Origin of the sequence: Streptomyces sp. NBC_01288, assembly GCF_035982055.1 — a bacterium.
GTDB lineage: Bacteria > Actinomycetota > Actinomycetes > Streptomycetales > Streptomycetaceae > Streptomyces.
Genome location: NZ_CP108427.1, coordinates 2,416,212 through 2,433,304, shown reverse-complemented (window position 1 = coordinate 2,433,304; position 17,093 = coordinate 2,416,212). Strand labels below are relative to the sequence as shown.

Sequence of the window (17,093 nt, the reverse complement as noted above, 5' to 3'; positions counted from 1 at the left end):
TGCACGATGACGGCAACGGAAGGCATGGCCGGCCTGGAGGATCTGGACGGCATCACCTCGGACCCCGGGGAGATCACGCGGGCGTTCTCCGGGTTCCCGTCGGGCGTCGCGGCGCTCTCCGCACGCGTACACGGCGACCCGACTGTCATGATCGTCTCGTCGTTCGCGGTCGGCGTCTCCCACAACCCGCCCATGGTCTCCTTCGCCGTGCAACACACCTCGACCACCTGGCCGTTGCTGTCCCGCGCACAGGCCATCGGAATCTCCGTCCTGGGCGAGGGCCACGGCGACAAGGCCCGTCAGCTCGGCTCCCGCAGCAAGGCGGGCCGCTTCACCGACCTGCGCACGGTGGAGGCGGAATCCGGCGCGATCTTCCTCGACGGCGCACCGGTGTGGCTGGAGTGCACCGTCGAGCACAGCTATCCGGCCGGCGACCACGACATCATCGTGCTGCGGGTGCTCGCCATGCGGTCCGACGAGGAGAGGAGTCCGTTGGTGTGGCATCGAAGGACCTTGAAGATGCTGGGTAGTTGAGGCGCTGCACGCTCAGGGGGTGCTCGCGGCGGACCGCCCGCGCCGGGTCTGCCGTAGCCGCTGGGGAAGCGGCCTGCGGTAGTCGGGCAGCAGACGCTGGGCGAGGAACGCGGACTTCAGGAAGAGGCGGACGGCACGCTCTCGGCGAGGGGAGAGCCAACCGATCCGATGGAGCCGGCAGACCCGCTCGCCGGCGAGATACCGGGTCAGGTCCCTGCCGAACGCCCGTAAGGGGGTGGGGAACCAGTACTCGGCGAAGAACTCCATCATCGCGGTCGCCACCCGGTGGCCGGACTCCGTCCCCTCGTACGGCCGGGATTCAAACTTCAGGGCGAACTCGGTCATGGCGTCCCAGTCCTCGGGGAAAGCCTCGTCGGCCAGCGGTCCGGACTCGCGCACCAGGAGGCGGAAGAGGGTCCGCGCCCAGCGATGCCAGGCGGTCTTCATGTGCTCGCTCGTACCCGGCAGACCGAGCGAGGTCTGCACGCGGTCGGCGGACGTGGCCAGCAGGACCAGGGGATAGACGAAGTCGTCGACGTCATCGAAGTTGCCGGGCAGGTGCGGTGTCCCACGGGCGATGGCCAGGTGGATGCGATTGAGTCGTCCGGTGGCCTCACGGCCCGCGGCGCTGGACAACCCGTCCACCATCCAGGCCATCAGGAACTTGTTGCCGTCCTCGAAACGCCGCCGGGGCCGGGTCTCCAGCTTCCCGGTGTGGGCGAGGGTGGCGGATCCGAAGCCCGGCCGCATCATGCGCATGGTGCCCGGATAGACCATCATCGCCAGCGCGAACTCGGGGACGCGGTGGCCGACGTAGAGCGAGATCATGCGCTCCCAGTCGGTGTCCGGGTCCATCCGGGCCAGTTCGCGGTCGACCCATTTGTAGCCACGGCGCACGGTCGGTTCCCCCTCGTGGACTTTCAGAAGGGGGACGCTGCGGCAGGACTGTCCGATGCCGCGATCCGTCGTGATCTGAGTCACCTCGGCCGGGAGTCATGGTGTGAGCCATAGCGTGAGTCATGGGTCTCCACCCGAGGGTGGAGCCGCTGAATCAGCCCGTGGGTGGTGGTGATCGACGCGGGTCGGGGCGCAGCCTTGTGCCATGAGCTCACTACATTCCGCACTTGTCGCTCTCACCGGCATCTGCGTCGCGATCTTCCTCGTGGCCTGGATCGCGGGCGCCATCTACTTCGGCGTGAAGGGCGAGGCCGGGTCGCGCGGCTGGGCGCGAGGCCTGCGCCGCACCCTGCCGCAACGGGCTCTGCTGATCGCGGGCTGCTGCGCGTTCTCCCTCCTGGTCAACCACACCCCGGACTCCTTCTGGCACCACCTCCAGTACTGGCAGCCCGAGCTCGCGATCCTGGGCGCCCTGCTCGCCGTCGCCTCCACCGCGCTGCTGCTGTGGGCCCGTTGGGTGCTGGGCGTCATGTGGGCCAGCATCCCCCTGGTCCACGAACACCACGAACTGCGCACCGAGGGCCCGTACCGCATAGTGCGGCACCCCATCTACACCGGGCTCCTCGGCCTCGTCCTCGGCGGGATGCTGGCCTGCGGCTTCGGCATATGGATCGTGTTCCTGGCCGTCGCCGTGCCGTGGCTGCTGCGCCGGGTGCGCAGAGAGGACGGGATGATGGCCGGGCAGTTCGGTGCGTCCTACGACGCCTACCGCGCCCGCGTTCCGGCGCTGATCCCGTGGACCCGGCCCGCTCCGGCCGGACCCCGGGCCGTCGACAGCCGGCAGGGGTAGTCCGGGTCGGTCGTGTGGCTGTCATCGGCGTCAATCCCTGCTCCAAGAGCGGGAGTTGACGGGGTCACCTGTCGGATTGCTGTCATCCCGGTGCCACTGTTGCCCATGTCCACAGCTCGTCACTAACGTGCTCATGGAGATTTCAAAGGGAAATCTGATGGAGGGTCTGCAATGCCCCTGCCAGAACGCCCGGCCACGTTGTCCTCGGCCCCCACGGCGACCGCTCCCGAATCGCTCTGTCCGCCGACGAGGCGCGACCATTCCGGCTGACCGGCCATAGCTGACGCGCCCGGACGGCACCTCGCAGGAACAGCGCCCGGCCAGGACGCGTCGTCACGCGACGGCGGCCGTCCTTCCTCACCCCTCATCTGTCACCCCCCACCCTCCTCCGGGCATGTCCCCGCCCGGAGCAGAAGGAGAGTTCCGTGAACTCCACGCACAGTGAGCGTCTGGACTACCTCGTGGTCGGCGCGGGTCCCGCCGGGCTCCAGCTCGGGCAGTTACTCCAGGCGGCCGGGCACGGATACCGGATCCTGGAGAGCGGCCACGCCCCCGGCACGTTCTTCGGCACCTTCCCCCGCCACCGCAAGCTGATCTCCATCAACAAGGTGTACAACGGCACCGACGATCCCGAACTGAACCTCCGGATGGACTGGAACTCGCTGCTGTCCCCGGACCCGCACCTGCTCTTCAGCCGCTACAGCAAGCGTTACTTCCCGCACGCCGACGACCTGGTGCGCTATCTCGCCGACTTCGCCGAGGCGTTCAAGCTGGACATCGCCTACGACACCCGGGTCGTGCGGATCCGGCGCGACGAGGACGGCTTCACCGTCACCGATCAGCACGGTCACGAACACCGCGCCCGTCGGCTGATCATGGCCACCGGACTGACCCGGCCCAACACCCCGGACATCCCCGGCATCGAGACGGCCGAGGACTACTCCGTCGTCTCCGTGGACCCCGAGGACTTCACCGACCGGCGCGTCCTGATCATCGGCAAGGGAAACTCCGCCCTGGAGACCGCTGACAACCTTGTCGAGACCGCTGCCGTCATCCATGTCGCCGGCCCGCACTCGGTCCGCATGGCCTGGAACAGCCACTACGTCGGCCATCTCCGCGCGGTCAACAACAACTTCCTCGACACTTACCAACTCAAGTCCCAGAACGCCCTGTTGGACGGAAACGTGCTGTCCGTCGAGAAGGACCCCGACGGCAGGTACCGGGTCCGCTTCAGCTTCTCCCGGGCCGACGAGGTCGTGAAGGAACTCCGCTACGACCGGGTGATCGTCTGCACCGGATTCCGCTTCGACGCCTCGGTGTTCGACCCGGCGAGCAGCCCCACCCTGGTCATCGACGACCGGTTCGCCGCCCTCTCCCCGGCGTACGAGTCGGTGAACGTGCCCGGCCTCTACTTCGCCGGAACGCTCATGCAGCAGCGCGACTTCAAGAAGTCCACCGGTGGCTTCATCCACGGATTCCGGTACGCCGTACGCGCCCTGAGCCACATCCTCGACGAACGCCACCACGAACAGCCCTGGCCGCACCGGCGGTTGGAGAGCGACCCGGCCGCGCTGGCGGACGCCGTGGTGGACCGGGTCAACCGCAGTTCGGCACTGTGGCAGCAGTTCGGCGTCATCGGGGACCTGATCGTCACACCACCCGGCGAACCGGCCAGGTACCACGAGGAGGTGCCGGTCGCGTACGCCCACGAACGCCAACTCCCCGACAGCGGCGACTACTTCACAGTCACCCTGGAGTACGGCCCCGACCACGACAAGGTCGACCCCTTCGACATCACCGTGCGCCGCACCGCCCAGAACTCGGTCGACGACGCCTTCGACGCGGCGTACCTCCACCCGGTGATCCGCCACCATGGCGGCGGTGAACTTCTCGGCACCCATCACATGGCCGAGAACCTGGAGAACCACTGGGACCACCCGGAGGTCCACCACGCCCCGCTGGCCGCGTTCTTCGCCCGCGAGCAGGCCCGCCGACCGAGCCCCGCCGGGCGGTGAGCGGCATGCGGTACACCGTCCGCGACTTCGAGACCGCGGCGCGCGCCGAACTGGACCCCGTGTACGCCGACTTCATCGCCGGCGGGGCACGTGACGAGATCACCGTACGGGCCAACGAGGCGGCGTTCGGGCGTTTGCAGCTGCTGCCCCGGGTGCTGCGGGGGAGTGCCGAACGGGAGTTGGGCATCAGCCTGCTCGGCAGCCGGGCGAGCCTGCCGGTCCTGCTCTCCCCGACCGCCTTCCACAAACTGGTCGACCCGGAGGGGGAGTTGGCGACCGCCCGGGCCGCCGCCGCGGCCGGCGTGATCATGATCGCGGCCATGGCGTCCACGGTGGCCGTGGGCGAGATCGCCGACGCGGCCCGCGCGGCCGGCGACGACGTACCCCTGTGGTTTCAGCTCTACATCCAGCCCGACCCGGACATCACCGAGACGTTGGTGCGGCGGGCCACCGACGCGGGGTGCACCGCGCTCGTGGTCACCGTGGACTCGCCGGTGCTGGGCGCGGGCGAGCGCAACCGGCGCAACGGCTTCCACGACCTGCCGCCCGGCCTGCGCTGCGAGAACCTGGTGGACCTGCGCGACGGCGAGCGCGGCCACGTACGCCAGATCGCCATGTCCCCCGAACTGAACTGGGAACACATCGACTGGCTGCGCGGCATCACTTCGCTGCCCGTCCTGCTCAAGGGTGTCCTGCACCCGGAGGACGCCCGGCTCGCGGTCCGGCACGGCGTCGACGGGCTGTTGCTGTCGAACCACGGCGGCCGCCAACTCGACACCGTCCCCGCCACGTTGGAGCTGCTGCCCGAGATCCTGGCCGCGGTCGAAGGGCGCATCCCGGTCGTGCTGGACGGAGGCGTCCGGCGCGGCACCGACGCGGTCAAGGCGCTGGCGCTCGGCGCGTCCGCGGTGGGCATCGGCCGACCCGTGATGTGGGCACTGGCCGAGGGCGGCGAGAAGGGCGTACGGCGCCTCCTCGAACTGCTGCGGGACGAACTCGACGACACCCTGGCCCTGTGCGGGGCGTCCGGACTCGCCGACCTGACACCCGATCTGGTCCGGATGCCCGCGTGGGGTCCCGTGCCCGGTCCCGCCGTGACACCAGGGGCGGACCGACGATTCGGCGGGGTGGTCGCGTGAGCACCACCGGTTGGCTCGTTCTGGGCCCGGCCCTGATCCTGGTGGCCGGTCTGCCGTACTGGCTGCCCAGGACCGTGATCGCGCTGCGGGTGCGGATCTTCGCCTGGGTGGGCGGCGAGGAAGGGGTCCGGGCTCCGGGCAAGGAGGTGCCCGCCGAGGAGTTCAAGAAGGTGTACGGACATCCGGCGGCCAACGGCCGCAGCCGGGGCGCCGCGCTCTCCGACCTGTTCTGGTACTGGCTGTCGCCGGGCCCGGAGGTGCACCAGGAGCACCTGGAGCCGGGACCGCGCTACGACGACGTGGCCCGGACCACCCGGCAGATCCTGGCCGGGCTGTCCCGTGAGCGGTGGACGGAGCTGGTCGGCCGCTGCACCCGCCGGGTGCTCGACGAACTCGACGGCCACGCGCGCGTGCACCGGGTCAGACTGCGCGACCTGATGATGCCGCTCTGGGCCGAGGTCTACTACGAGGTCGTCTTCCGCGCACCCTGTCCACGGCACGTCCGGGACCTGATCACCGCGAACGCGGACGACGTGGTCAGCGCCCTGAAGTGCACCGGCCTGCGCCACATGGACCGCCGGGCCCGCCTCACCGCCCACCTGCGGGACCGACTCGCCCATGACCCGCCGCCCGGCCCGCTGCCGGCCACACTCACCCCGCGGGAGCAGGCGTACTACCTCCAGGGCACGTTCTTCAACACCGCGGTCGTGCAGATGTCGGAGGCGATGGCCCATCTGCTGCTGGCCCTCGCCACCCACCGCCCGGTGCAGGACCGTCTGGCGTCCGGAGCGGAGGACCCGGACTTCCTCGACCGGGTGATCAACGAGACGCTGCAACACTTCCCGCTCTTCGGAGTGGCCCACCGGATCACCTCGGGGGAGATCCCCCGGGACGGGCGGGACCCCATCCCGGCCGGTTCGGTCCTGCTGTTCAACTACCCCGAGTACCAAGGGTCCGGAGGCGACGCGTTCGACCCCGACCGGTGGCTGGACCCGGACACCAGGCCCTCGGCCTTCATCCCGTTCGGGGTGACCGCCAACCGTCCCTGCCCGGCGCGCGGTTTCGCCGTCCTCACCATGCGGGTCGCGGCGGAGGAGATCCTGCGCCGCTTCCGACTCGACTCCTCGGTGGAACACACCCGTTCGCTGCCGAGCCGCGGTCCCTGCCTGCTGATCCCGCGCACCGGGGCCGAGGTCCGCAGCCGGACCCGGCTCGCGGTGATGCGCTTCGCCGACAGCTGGGAGGGCGTCCGGCGCAGCCTCGTCCAGCTCGTCCTCGGCAGCTACATGGTGTGGGACGCCCGGCGCCAGGGGCTGTGCCGGAACTATTTCGCCGCCTCGTCCGGCGGCTCCGCCACCTCTGTCCCAGCCGGCCGTTGAGAGGACGAGACCATGACTCCCGTGGAGCTCGCTCCCACCTTCTTCCTGGCCGTCGTCGTGATTCTGCTGGCCTGCCGGCTGGTCGTCCTGCTGGCCGGCCGTTTCGGCCAGCCGCCCGTGGTCGGCGAGATGATCGCCGGGGTACTGCTGGGCCCCTCCCTGTTCGGGCTGATCGCCCCAGGAGCCTCCGCCCACGTCTTCCCGCCCGAGCTGAAGCCGGTGCTGTACGTGGCCGGCCAGATCGGTCTGGTGGCCCTGATGTTCGGTGCCGGTTACGAGTTCCGGGCGCACGCGGGACGCGGCCTGGCCGCCACCGCCGTCGCCGTTTCCTCGGCGGGCGTGGGGATCCCGCTGGTGCTGGGCGTGGGACTGACCCTCGTGGCCCACGGCCATGTCGGCATCTTCGTCGACGGGGTCTCGGTCTGGGTGACGGCGGCGTTCGTCGGCGTCGCTCTGGCGATCACCGCCTTCCCGATGCTGGCCCGGATCATCACCGAACGCGGGCTGGCCGGCTCGCGGTTCGGCTCACTCGCCCTGGCCTCCGGGGCCACGGACGACGCCGTCGCCTGGATCATGCTGGCGGGCGTGCTGAGCGTGGCCTCGGGCAAGGTGCGGCCCATCCTGGAGGCCGTCGGCGGCACCCTGCTGTTCGTCGCCGTACTGCTCCTGGTGGGGCGCCGCCTGCTGGCCTGGATCGTGAACCGCCCGGGCCTCGGCGACGACACCCGTCTCCTCTTCACGGTCGCCCTGCTGTTCTGCGCCGCGTGGTTCACGGACATCAGCGGCCTGTACTCCGTGTTCGGGGCGTTCTGCGTGGGGATGGCCATGCCACGCGGCGAGGCCTCGGAACGGCTCGTGCGGACCACCCAGTCCGTGACCCAGGTCGTGTTCGTGCCGATGTTCTTCACCTACTCCGGCCTGAACACCCGGTTCGACGTCTTCTCCGACCCGCCCGTGCTGCTGTTCGGGGCGGCGGCGGTCGTCCTCGCCGTGGCCGGAAAGTTCGGCGGCTGCTGGGCCGCCGCCCGGCTGCGCGGCGAACCCGGCCCGGTGGCCGTCCGGGTCGGCGCCCTGATGAACGCCCGAGGTCTCATGCAGCTGATCGCGCTCAACATCGGGCTGTCGGCCGGCATCGTCAGCGAGGAGCTCTTCACCGCGCTCGTCCTGGTCGCCCTGGTCACCACGGTCATGACGGTTCCGGTGCTGAGCCTGCTGGACCGGCGCGACGCCAGATCCCTGACAGCGGAGGAGGCACCCGAGGGCGAGGAGGAGGTGGCGGTGGCGCCGAGTTGAGCGGCGGGGTACGGGGTGCTGGACGGAGTGGCGCACCCCGCAACCCGCAACCCGTATGTGTCCGGCGTCGAGCCGTCACGACGCGCTCGGCGTCGAGGGGGACGATGATGGCGCGACCCCGAAAAGACGCCGCTCGGACCGGCCGCCGCCCCGTTCGACCGCCCGCCGACCCGGCCGTACGCCTTCCGTGATGGCCGTACGCCTTCCGTGACGGTCGGCGCGAGGGCCTCGCCCGCGCTGCCTCAGCCCCGTCGCCGCAGCGCCGGATGCTCCGCCACGACGGTCGCCGAGCCCGGCGCGATCTCCGTGAAGCCCGCGTCCTTGACCAACGGCAGCCCGCTGTCGGTGAGTTCGGCCCACCGGGCGGGGGCGGCGGTGCGGACGGAGAGGGGGAAACCCGCCTGGCGCCAAGCGGTGCGGTCCTCGTCCGAGAGTTCCCACCAGGCCAGTTGGGCGCCGTGGCCGGTCTGGGCCATGGTCTTGCCGGCCGACATGTCGAGATCGGGGTTCAGCCAGAGCACCGGTGCCGTCAGGTCCGCGTCGGCCGGCGGCTCGGGGTCGTCGAGGTCGGTGCCGGAGACCTGGAGCCGGGCCAGGTCCTTGGGCCAGCCGTCGAGCGGGACGGGCGGGAAGACCCGTACCTCCGCCGACTTTCCGGTCACGGTGATGCCCGGCAGCGCCTCGGCCCGCCGCCACTCGGCCCCGCGCGCCCGCCGGACCACCTTCCGGATCCGCGCGTCCTGCCAGTCCCGCATGACCTGCGCCCACTCGCCGTCCCCGACGGCCCGCTCATCACTCAGGATCGTCAGCACGGCCCGGGCGGCGGTCTCCAGCGCGTCGGTACGGGCCGGGGGAGCATCCCGCTCGATCCGCACAACCAGGGGCAGTACGAACTGTGGAGCCTCGTCGCGAGAGGTTGGCTCATTGAGGAAGGGGTCGACGTCGTCGCCGGGAACGATGGAATCACTGGTCACACCCCCTAGTTTGCCAGGCAAAAGATCGGCTCCCAGAAGCGCCGGTGAGTAGCCCTACCCCAGGGGCGCGGGGCTGTGACGTTGTGCGGCTCCGCCGCGCGGGCGCGACCAGCCACAGCGCACCCGCACCCGCCAAACGACCCACCTCCTACGCCGCTCTCGCGAGAAGATGCCCCCATGCGACGCGATCTACAGCTGACCAACGTCGGCCGCCGTTACGGAATTCACGGCCCCTGGATCCTCCGCGCCGTAAACCTGGAGATACCCCCCGGCACACTCACCCGCGTAAACGGCCCCAACGGCACCGGCAAATCCACCCTCCTCCGCCTCCTCGCCCGCATAGACGCCCCCACCGAAGGCAAGATCACCGGCCGCCCCCGCACCGCGTACGTCCCCGAACGCTTCCCCCAGGCACTCCCGTTCACCGCCGAGGCCTACCTCACCCACCTGGGCACGGTGCACGGCCTCGCCCGTACGACGGCAGCCCGCTCCGCCGCCGAGTGGCTGGACCGCTTCGGCGCCGGCGCCTACGCCCGCACCCCCATGACCCGCCTCTCGAAGGGCAGCAGCCAGAAGGTAGCCGTAGCCCAAGCCCTGCTGGCCGAACCGGAGTTGCTCGTCCTCGACGAGGCATGGACCGGCCTGGACGAGGACGCGGGGGCGGAGTTGGAACGGGCAGTGGCCGAACGTACCGCAGCCGGCGGAGCCGTCGTCTTCGTCGACCACGACCCGCGCCGCCTCGCCGGGGCTCCCGACGCGACGTACGCGGTCACGGACGGAACCCTCAACCTCCGTACGGACAAGCCCACTTCACCATCCGGACCGCAGGTCACCCTGGATGTCCAGGGCCCGCCGGGAGGCCAACTCCCGGCCGAGGCGGTCCAGTTCCTCGCCTCATCCACCGAACTCGCCCCCGGGACCCACCGCCTCACCGTCCCCGCCTCCCACTCGGACGTCCTGCTCCGCACCCTGCTGACGGCCCGCCCGCCCTGGCACGTGGTCAGCCTGAACCGGCTTACGGACCTACCCCGCGACGACGAAAGCCCCCGATGACCGCGATGACGGCGATGACCGCCCTCCTGCGCTACCAGGCCGCCCTTCTCCTCCGCTCGCAGCGCTGGCTCCCGCCGTTCATCCTGTACGTCGCGTTCCTGGGGATCGGCGTCCAGGGCGGCCAGCCGGTGCTCGACTCGCTCGGTTACACGGCCGCGGCCCTGCTTCCCGTAGCGGCCTGGCTGGTGCGGATCTGTACGACCAACGAACCGCCCGCGGCGCGCAGTTGTGTCGCGGCGGCGGTCGGGCCCGCGCGGGCGCACCTCGCCTGTCTGCTGGTCGCGCTGACCACGGCGGCTGTGCTCGGTGCGGCGGCGACCCTCGTCGTCACGCTGATCAGTGACCCGGCGAGCGCCGATCACCGCACCCGGGTTCCGCTCCCCGCGGCCGCCGCGGCCGGCCTGCTCGCGACCCTCGCCTGCGCCCTGCTCGGCACGGCGGTCGGCGCGCTCACCAACTGGCCGCTGCTGCGCTCACCCGGCCGGGCGGTGCCCGCGATGCTGCTCGCGGCGCTGCTGGCCGTGGTGGTGACCGGTTCCCCGGCGCAGGCGGCGGTCAGCGGTCTGGTCACCGGCTCGCAGTCGGGCACGGTTCCGGTGCCGTTGCTGCCGCTGGCCGGAGCAGCCCTGGTCACGGCGGCCGCGACCGCCGTGACCTGCGCTCTCACCTCTCGCCGTTCACCCTGAACAGGCGGTGCGCTGCGCCTCCTGCCACTCGCACACGGGGCACAGCGTGATCCCCTTGTACGACTCCGGGTACTCGGTCGGCTCCTGGCACAGCACACACTCCGCGTACGCCGGCGCCGGCTCTTCGTCGCTCATGCGACCAGCGTAAGAGGAGCGCGCCACCGGCCGACCCCAGCCGACCTCAGCGGTGCCGGTCCGTCGCCCCGATCAGCTCGGAGACCTTCACGAACCGGTACCCCTTCTTCCGCAGCTCGGGCACGATCATGCGGACGGCGCGTTCGGTCGCCGGGGCGGCGCTGCGCGTGCAGTGCATGACGACCACCGAGCCGGGCTTCACACCGTCCAGGACCTGCTGGGCCACGGCGTCCGAGTCCGTCGCGAACGCGTCGCCGCTCACCACGTCCCACTGCACCGCCGTGACACCGACCGCGCTCAGCGTCTTCAGCGCCTGCCGGTCGTAACACCCGCCGGGGAAGCGGAAGTACGGCATCGCGTTCGGCACGCCCGCCTTCTTGAAAGCGGTGTACGCCCGCTCCACGTCCGCCTTCATCCGGTCCGGGGACACGGTCGGCAGGCCGTAGCAGTCACCGGTGAAGGCGTAGTGGCTGTACGAATGGTTGGCGATCTCAAACTGCGGGTCGCGTCCGATGGCGTGGGCCTCGGCCGGGTACTCGTCGGCCCATCGCCCGGTCATGAACACGGTCGCCGGCACCTTCAGCGTGCGCAGCGTGGAGATCAACTGCGGATTGTCGAAGTGCTCGCCCGCCGCCGCGCGAGGTCCCTCGTCGGCGGTCATGTCGGCGTCGAAGGTCAGCGCGACGGTCTTGCCGTCCACCCGCGGACCGTTCTTGAAGACCGGGGTCAGACCGGCGGGGCCGGGCGCGAGAGTGGGCGGCCGCGAGACGGCGGCGGAGGGCGCGCTGGGCGCCGGACGGCTGGCATGGGGCGCCGAGGGGGCCCCGCAGGCGGTGAGCGCGGCGCCGAGTGCACAGGCGGCGGCGACTCGTCGTACTCGAATGGTCACCGAGCGAACGTAACGCAGCAAAAGGGATTATTCGGTTATATGAACCTTCTCGCCTTCTTGCGTCTCCTGGGCCAGGGTCAGCTCCGACCGGACCAGCTCCAGCAGCCGCCCCACCCAGTTGCGCCCCCGGTCGTCGCGCTCGTCGAGCCAGAACGGCGAGTCCGAGTAACCGGTGTAGCTGATGCGCGCGTCCTCCGTGCCGAGCAGGACCGCCGCGAGTTCCGGATGCTGGGTGAACTTGGCCCGCAGCAGCCCCGCCATCACCGCGAGCCGCAGCCCGGTCCACCCGTCCCGCCGTACGACCCCGCCGCCCAGCTCCTGCGCGTCCCACCCGGAGGGTGCCTCTCGGATAGCGGCACGGTCGGCGGGGTCGGCCGCCGAAAGGGCCCAGTAGCCGTGCAGGACGGACGGGTATGTCTCGCCGTCGTAGGCGATGGGCGAGGGGAAGTCGTTCCGCAGCACGAACAGGTCCGGCTCGGTCGGCCAGCCCCGCGGGTAGACGGCCTGGTGCGAGGTGACGGTCGCCCGCCCGGCCGTGACCGGGTCGTCGGCGTGGAGCGCGGCCCGCTGCCGCTCAGCCTCCGCGACCGCCGCCTCCCCGCGCCGGAAGTACTCCAGCTGGGCCTCGTGCATCTCCGCCGTCACCAGGGGACCGTCCCCGTCGACATGCGAGCCCACGTCGGTGAGGAGGATCCGCAACGGGCGGTCCTGCCGGTCCATGTCGCCGAGCACGAAGATGCGCAGATGCTGCGGTACGGCGAGATACGCCGCCCGCAACAGCTCCCGGTTCGCCTCGCTCGGCTCCCGCGCGAAGCGTTCCGCGGCGTCCCAGCAGCGCCGAGCGGCGGTCGGCCGACCGTTCAACTCCTCGACCAGGTCGGCGACTTCGAGCAGAAAACTCTCCGGGGTGCGCGGCTCACCCCACCGGGACTCCCACTTCGACCGCTCATCCAGCCTCACGGGAGTATCGGGAGATGTCAGCGCGAGCCGGCCGGTGTCCAGCTGCCTCTTCAGACCGGGCAGATCCTTGGCATCGCAGGAAACGCTCCCGTCGGCGTACAGGACGAGATCGTCGACGTAGTACTCGCCACTGAAGTCGGTTCGCCGCCAGATGTGGCACCAGACCCCGTCGATCCGTTCCCCGTCCACCATCCGATACGTCGGTCTCCGCCATGCCATGGGTGAACCGTACCGGTCCCCGCTCAGCCCGAACTCAGCAGCTGCTCCCGGGACTTGGCCACGTCGAAGTCCGCCTTCGGATACTGCGGGTCCAGTGCCGTCAGATGTTCCAGGAGGAGGCGGCTGATCGCCCAGTTCCGGTACCACTTGCGGTCGGCCGGGATCAGGTACCAGGGGGCGTCCGGCGTGGAACAGCGGTCGAGGGCGATCTCGTACGCCTGTTGGTACGCGGGCCAGAGCGCGCGTTCCGCGATGTCGCCCGGGTTGAACTTCCAGTGCTTGTCCGGGTTGTCGAGGCGTTCGAGCAGGCGGCGCTGCTGCTGGTCGTAGGAGATGTGGAGGAAGCACTTGACGACCGTCACGCCGTCGTCGGTCAGGGACTTCTCGAAGCGGTTGATCTGGGTGTAGCGGTCGTTGATCTCGCGGTGCGGGGCGAGTTCGCGGACGCGGGCGATGAGGACGTCCTCGTAGTGGGAGCGGTCGAAGATGCCGATCTCGCCGGGGTGGGGGAGGGCGCGTCTGATGCGCCAGAGGAAGTCGTGCTTGCGCTCTTCGGGGGTGGGTGCCTTGAAGGCGCTGATCCGGCAGCCGGAGGGGTTGAACAGGCCGATGACGTGCTTGACCGTGCCGCCCTTGCCGCTGGTGTCCATGCCCTGGAGGACCAGGAGCAGGCGGCGCCCGTCGCCGGCCGTGCTCGATGCCCAGAGGCGTTCTTGCAGGTCGGCGAGGTGTTCGCCCATCCGGGCGGTGTCCTTGAGGCCGGCGGCCTTGTCGGCGGGGCCGCCGGGGGTGGCTGCCGCGTCGTAGGAGGAGAGGTCGACCGGGCGGCCGGCGGGGACGCGCAGGAGGTCGGCGACGGGGACCGTCCCGCTCTTCTTCCCGCTCTTGCGCTTCGCGCCCTTCTCGGCCATGGGGCACCCCTTCCGGTCGGCTCCCTCGATCCTGCGACGCGGGGGCCGTGCCCGCCAGTCAGCGGGCGGGACTACGGGTCCACGGCGGGCGGGGGCGGCACGGGAGACGGCTGTTGCGGCTGCGCGCGTTCCAGGAAGCGCAGCAACTCCACCGGGAAGGGGAGCACGAGCGTCGAGTTCTTCTCGGCAGCGACCGCCACCACCGTTTGCAGCAGGCGCAGTTGGAGTGCGGCGGGCTGTTCGGACATCACCCCGGCGGCCTCCGCCAGCTTCTTCGAGGCCTGCAACTCGGCGTCCGCGTTGATGATCCGGGCCCGCCGCTCACGGTCGGCCTCGGCCTGCCGGGCCATGGAGCGCTTCATCGTCTCGGGGAGGGAGACGTCCTTGATCTCGACGCGGTCGATCTGCACGCCCCAGCCGACGGCCGGGCTGTCGATCATCAACTCCAGCCCCTGGTTGAGCTTTTCGCGGCTGGAGAGCAGATCGTCGAGGTCGCTCTTGCCGATGATCGACCGCAGTGACGTCTGGGCCATCTGCGAGACCGCGAAGCGGTAGTCCTCGACCGTGATGATCGCGTCGGCCGCGTTGACGACCTTGAAGTAGACCACCGCGTCGACGCGCACGGTCACGTTGTCCCGTGTGATGCCCTCCTGCGCGGGGATGGGCATCGTCACGATCTGCATGTTGACCTTGCGGAGCCGGTCCACGAACGGGACGACCATGGTGAAGCCGGGTGCCCGCACCTCGCCGGCCACCCGCCCGAGGCGGAACACGACCCCGCGCTCGTACTGCTTGACGACCCTGGCCGCCGCAGCCACGTAGACGACGCACGCGGAACCGGCCGCCGCGCCCGCCACCAGCAGTTCCTGGAGCATCCTGACCCCCTCGTCGAGAGGCCGTTTTATCTGCTCCTGCAAGGGTATGCCCGGCGCCTGCTCCGGGGCCACGATCGCCCCGGAGCAGACACCGCCGCCGCTACTTCACGGCCGTGACCTGCACTGCTGTCATCTTCACCGGCTCGGTACCGGCCGCGCTGTGCCGCTCCGCCCAGTTCTCCAGGGCCGTACGGCAGGCGTGGTCGAGGTGGTGCAGGCCGGAGAGGTGCAGTTCGACCGGCCGGTCCTGGGGGAGCGCCTCCAGGCTGTCGAGGATCTTCGGCAGCCGCAGGAAGGTCGCGTTGCCCGACAGGTAGGCCTGCACGGGGCCCGCGCCCTTGTCGACGACCTCCAGCTTGATGTGCGAGGCCTCCCACGCCGTCTTCGCGACGGCCAGCGCGAGGCCGATGAGAACGCCCTCGAACATGCTGACCGCGACGATCGACAGGGCCGTCACGACCAGGATCAGCGCCTCGCCCCGGTGCTCGCGCCACAGCGACACGATCTCCCGGACCGGGATCAGCTTGGCGCCGGCGTGCACGAGGATGCCCGCCAGGGCCGGGATCGGGATGTACGCGAGGACGTTCGGCAGCAGCGCCGCGAACAGCAGCAGCCATACGCCGTGCAGCACCCGGGACGCCTTGGTCCGCGCGCCCGCCTGCACGTTCGCCGCGCTGCGCACGATCACCGCGGTCATCGGCAGCGCGCCGAGCATCCCGCACAGCGCGTTGCCCGCGCCCTGCGCCACCAACTCCTTGTCGTACTCGGTACGTTGACCGGAGTGCAGCCGGTCAACCGCCGCCGCGCTGAACAACGACTCCGCGGACGCGATCAACGTGAACGCGACGATCGTGCCCAGCACCCCGACCCGCGCCAGCTCACCGAACGCACTCAGCGGCGGCGGCTGCAACGAGCCGAGCAGCCCCTGCACTTCGACGGTCGCCACCGGCAGCCCGAACGCGAGCGCCGAGAGCGTCGCCAGTCCTACGGCGGCCAACGGACCCGGCACCGTACGGACCTTGGCCGGCATCCGCTTCCACAGCACCAGGACGGCGATGGTGGCGGCACCCAGCGTGAGCGAGGCCAGTGCCTTCGTGCTCCCGACGGCGTCGACGAGCGCGCCGGGCAGCTCGGCTATCTTGTCGAGACCCGAGGCGGGGGCCTTCGCCCCGGCCACCGAGTACAACTGCCCGGCGATCAGCACGAGTCCGATACCGGCCAGCATGCCCTCGACGACCGAGACCGAGATGGCCCGGAAGTAGCGCCCCAACTTCAGGACGCCCATGGCGATTTGAAGGACACCGGTGGTGAGCACGATGACTCCGAGGGCGGGCAGCCCGTACTCCCGCACCGCCTCGAAGACCAGCACGGTCAGACCGGCGGCGGGCCCGGACACCTGGAGGCTGCTGCCTCGCATGAATCCGGTGACGAGCCCGCCCACGATGCCGGTGACCAGGCCGAGTTCGGCCGGCACACCGGAGGCGACGGCCACGCCCACGCAGAGCGGGAGCGCGACCAGGAACACCACGAGCGAGGCCGCGAAGTCCTGCCGTAGATAAGGGAACTTGGTCGTGCCGTCGGTCTTCTTCGGGTTGTTCTTCTTGTTCTTCCTCAGGTTCATGGCGCGACTCACAGGGCCTCGAACTGGTCGGTGTCCGCGCTGTGTTCGAGCACGGCACCGGTGTGCACCTCGTAGTACCAGCCGTGCACCCGCAGCCGTCCGTCCGCCAACCGCCGCTCCACACAAGGGTAGGAGCGCAGCCGCAGCAACTGGGCGAGCACGTGGTTCTGCACGGCCCCGGCGACCGTCGGGTCGTCCGTGTCGCTCGGGGCGGGGTCGTCGGCGGCGTGCGCGAGCCAGTCGCGTACGGCCGGGACGGCGGCGAGGTCGTCGCCGCGCACCAGCGCGCCGACGGCACCGCAGTGGGAGTGGCCGCAGACGACGACGTCCTGGACGCCGAGCACCTCCACGGCGTACTCGATGGTGGCCTCCTCGCTGGTGGGGCTGCCGGAGGCGTACGGCGGGACGATGTTGCCGGCGGTGCGCAGCTCGAAGAGCTGGCCGGGGCGGGCGCCCGTGATCAGGGCCGGGACGACCCTGGAGTCGGAGCAGGTGATGAACAGCACCTGCGGGGACTGGCCTTCAGCGAGTTTGGCGAACTCCTCAGGGCGTTGTCCGAACGTACGGGCGTTGTCGATGAGGGGCTGCATGGCGTGTTGGCTCCTCCTGGCGCGCCCTCTGGGCGCGTCGGGCTTGCATGACAGTGTGCGTGGGGGAATTGAC

17 protein-coding genes are annotated in these 17,093 nt (G+C 70.6%); 8 read left to right on the top strand and 9 right to left on the bottom strand.

Annotated elements, in window-relative coordinates:
- Positions 1-6: 6 nt before the first annotated feature.
- Positions 7-534 carry a flavin reductase family protein gene (locus tag OG194_RS10600; protein ID WP_327400612.1) on the top strand — a complete coding sequence of 176 codons (528 nt, stop codon included), beginning with the start codon at positions 7-9 and terminating at the stop codon, positions 532-534.
- Between the two features lie 12 nt (positions 535-546).
- On the opposite strand, the gene OG194_RS10595 is transcribed toward OG194_RS10600, so the two are convergent.
- The gene (locus OG194_RS10595; RefSeq protein WP_327400611.1) at positions 547-1,431 is read right to left on the bottom strand and encodes a DUF2236 domain-containing protein; all 885 of its coding nucleotides are present in this window, start codon (positions 1,429-1,431) and stop codon (positions 547-549) included.
- Positions 1,432-1,636: 205 nt separating this feature from the next.
- On the opposite strand from OG194_RS10595, the gene OG194_RS10590 reads away from it, so the two are divergent.
- From OG194_RS10590 to OG194_RS10570, 5 genes are all read left to right on the top strand, one after another.
- Complete coding sequence (locus OG194_RS10590) at positions 1,637-2,281, top strand: methyltransferase family protein (RefSeq protein WP_327400610.1); 645 nt, start codon at positions 1,637-1,639, stop codon at positions 2,279-2,281.
- Positions 2,282-2,706: 425 nt separating this feature from the next.
- The gene (locus tag OG194_RS10585) at positions 2,707-4,296 is read left to right on the top strand and encodes an NAD(P)-binding domain-containing protein (protein ID WP_327400609.1); all 1,590 of its coding nucleotides are present in this window, start codon (positions 2,707-2,709) and stop codon (positions 4,294-4,296) included.
- A 5-nt stretch (positions 4,297-4,301) separates the two neighbouring features.
- Positions 4,302-5,435, top strand: a complete 1,134-nt coding sequence (locus OG194_RS10580) for an alpha-hydroxy acid oxidase (protein ID WP_327400608.1) — start codon at positions 4,302-4,304, stop codon at positions 5,433-5,435.
- The gene (locus OG194_RS10575; RefSeq protein WP_327400607.1) at positions 5,432-6,814 is read left to right on the top strand and encodes a cytochrome P450; all 1,383 of its coding nucleotides are present in this window, start codon (positions 5,432-5,434) and stop codon (positions 6,812-6,814) included. The genes OG194_RS10580 and OG194_RS10575 overlap by 4 nt, the downstream gene beginning before the upstream one ends.
- Before the next feature lie 12 nt (positions 6,815-6,826).
- Positions 6,827-8,107: a cation:proton antiporter gene (locus OG194_RS10570; RefSeq protein ID WP_327400606.1), complete on the top strand. Its 1,281-nt coding sequence runs from the start codon at positions 6,827-6,829 to the stop codon at positions 8,105-8,107.
- Between the two features lie 242 nt (positions 8,108-8,349).
- Here OG194_RS10570 and OG194_RS10565 read toward each other — a convergent pair whose 3' ends face one another.
- Positions 8,350-9,081 (bottom strand): aminoacyl-tRNA hydrolase, encoded by a 732-nt coding sequence (locus tag OG194_RS10565; RefSeq protein WP_327400605.1) that lies wholly within the window; start codon positions 9,079-9,081, stop codon positions 8,350-8,352.
- A gap of 177 nt (positions 9,082-9,258) precedes the next feature.
- Here OG194_RS10565 and OG194_RS10560 point away from each other — a divergent pair, with 177 nt between their 5' ends.
- Together OG194_RS10560 and OG194_RS10555 are read left to right on the top strand one after the other, a co-directional pair.
- On the top strand, positions 9,259-10,134 hold the full coding sequence (locus tag OG194_RS10560; RefSeq protein WP_327400604.1) for an ABC transporter ATP-binding protein: 876 nt from the start codon (positions 9,259-9,261) through the stop codon (positions 10,132-10,134).
- Between the two features lie 14 nt (positions 10,135-10,148).
- Positions 10,149-10,820 (top strand): ABC transporter, encoded by a 672-nt coding sequence (locus OG194_RS10555; RefSeq protein ID WP_327407033.1) that lies wholly within the window; start codon positions 10,149-10,151, stop codon positions 10,818-10,820.
- On the opposite strand, the gene OG194_RS10550 is transcribed toward OG194_RS10555, so the two are convergent.
- The 7 genes from OG194_RS10550 to OG194_RS10520 form a co-directional block, all read right to left on the bottom strand.
- The gene (locus OG194_RS10550; protein ID WP_317888587.1) at positions 10,812-10,955 is read right to left on the bottom strand and encodes a hypothetical protein; all 144 of its coding nucleotides are present in this window, start codon (positions 10,953-10,955) and stop codon (positions 10,812-10,814) included. The two genes, OG194_RS10555 and OG194_RS10550, sit on opposite strands and share 9 nt — an antisense overlap.
- Before the next feature lie 46 nt (positions 10,956-11,001).
- The gene (locus OG194_RS10545; RefSeq protein ID WP_327400603.1) at positions 11,002-11,844 is read right to left on the bottom strand and encodes a polysaccharide deacetylase family protein; all 843 of its coding nucleotides are present in this window, start codon (positions 11,842-11,844) and stop codon (positions 11,002-11,004) included.
- Between the two features lie 27 nt (positions 11,845-11,871).
- Positions 11,872-13,023: an NADAR family protein gene (locus OG194_RS10540; RefSeq protein ID WP_327400602.1), complete on the bottom strand. Its 1,152-nt coding sequence runs from the start codon at positions 13,021-13,023 to the stop codon at positions 11,872-11,874.
- A 23-nt stretch (positions 13,024-13,046) separates the two neighbouring features.
- The gene (locus OG194_RS10535) at positions 13,047-13,934 is read right to left on the bottom strand and encodes a polyphosphate kinase 2 family protein (RefSeq protein ID WP_327400601.1); all 888 of its coding nucleotides are present in this window, start codon (positions 13,932-13,934) and stop codon (positions 13,047-13,049) included.
- A 71-nt stretch (positions 13,935-14,005) separates the two neighbouring features.
- On the bottom strand, positions 14,006-14,809 hold the full coding sequence (locus tag OG194_RS10530) for a slipin family protein (RefSeq protein WP_327400600.1): 804 nt from the start codon (positions 14,807-14,809) through the stop codon (positions 14,006-14,008).
- Positions 14,810-14,909: 100 nt separating this feature from the next.
- Positions 14,910-16,430: a SulP family inorganic anion transporter gene (locus OG194_RS10525; RefSeq protein WP_327400599.1), complete on the bottom strand. Its 1,521-nt coding sequence runs from the start codon at positions 16,428-16,430 to the stop codon at positions 14,910-14,912.
- A gap of 8 nt (positions 16,431-16,438) precedes the next feature.
- Complete coding sequence (locus OG194_RS10520; protein ID WP_327400598.1) at positions 16,439-17,020, bottom strand: carbonic anhydrase; 582 nt, start codon at positions 17,018-17,020, stop codon at positions 16,439-16,441.
- Between the last annotated feature and the right edge of the window lie 73 nt (positions 17,021-17,093).

Bases quoted from the DNA above. Each gene is read 5' to 3' on its own strand.
- OG194_RS10600 (WP_327400612.1), top strand. From the start codon at position 7: ATGACGGCAACGGAAGGCATGGCCGGCCTGGAGGATCTGGACGGCATC.
- OG194_RS10590 (WP_327400610.1), top strand. From the start codon at position 1,637: ATGAGCTCACTACATTCCGCACTTGTCGCTCTCACCGGCATCTGCGTC.
- OG194_RS10580 (WP_327400608.1), top strand. From the start codon at position 4,302: ATGCGGTACACCGTCCGCGACTTCGAGACCGCGGCGCGCGCCGAACTG.
- OG194_RS10570 (WP_327400606.1), top strand. From the start codon at position 6,827: ATGACTCCCGTGGAGCTCGCTCCCACCTTCTTCCTGGCCGTCGTCGTG.
- OG194_RS10560 (WP_327400604.1), top strand. From the start codon at position 9,259: ATGCGACGCGATCTACAGCTGACCAACGTCGGCCGCCGTTACGGAATT.
- OG194_RS10555 (WP_327407033.1), top strand. From the start codon at position 10,149: ATGACCGCCCTCCTGCGCTACCAGGCCGCCCTTCTCCTCCGCTCGCAG.
- OG194_RS10550 (WP_317888587.1), bottom strand. From the start codon at position 10,955: ATGAGCGACGAAGAGCCGGCGCCGGCGTACGCGGAGTGTGTGCTGTGC.
- OG194_RS10540 (WP_327400602.1), bottom strand. From the start codon at position 13,023: ATGGCATGGCGGAGACCGACGTATCGGATGGTGGACGGGGAACGGATC.
- OG194_RS10535 (WP_327400601.1), bottom strand. From the start codon at position 13,934: ATGGCCGAGAAGGGCGCGAAGCGCAAGAGCGGGAAGAAGAGCGGGACG.
- OG194_RS10530 (WP_327400600.1), bottom strand. From the start codon at position 14,809: ATGCTCCAGGAACTGCTGGTGGCGGGCGCGGCGGCCGGTTCCGCGTGC.
- OG194_RS10525 (WP_327400599.1), bottom strand. From the start codon at position 16,430: ATGAACCTGAGGAAGAACAAGAAGAACAACCCGAAGAAGACCGACGGC.
- OG194_RS10520 (WP_327400598.1), bottom strand. From the start codon at position 17,020: ATGCAGCCCCTCATCGACAACGCCCGTACGTTCGGACAACGCCCTGAG.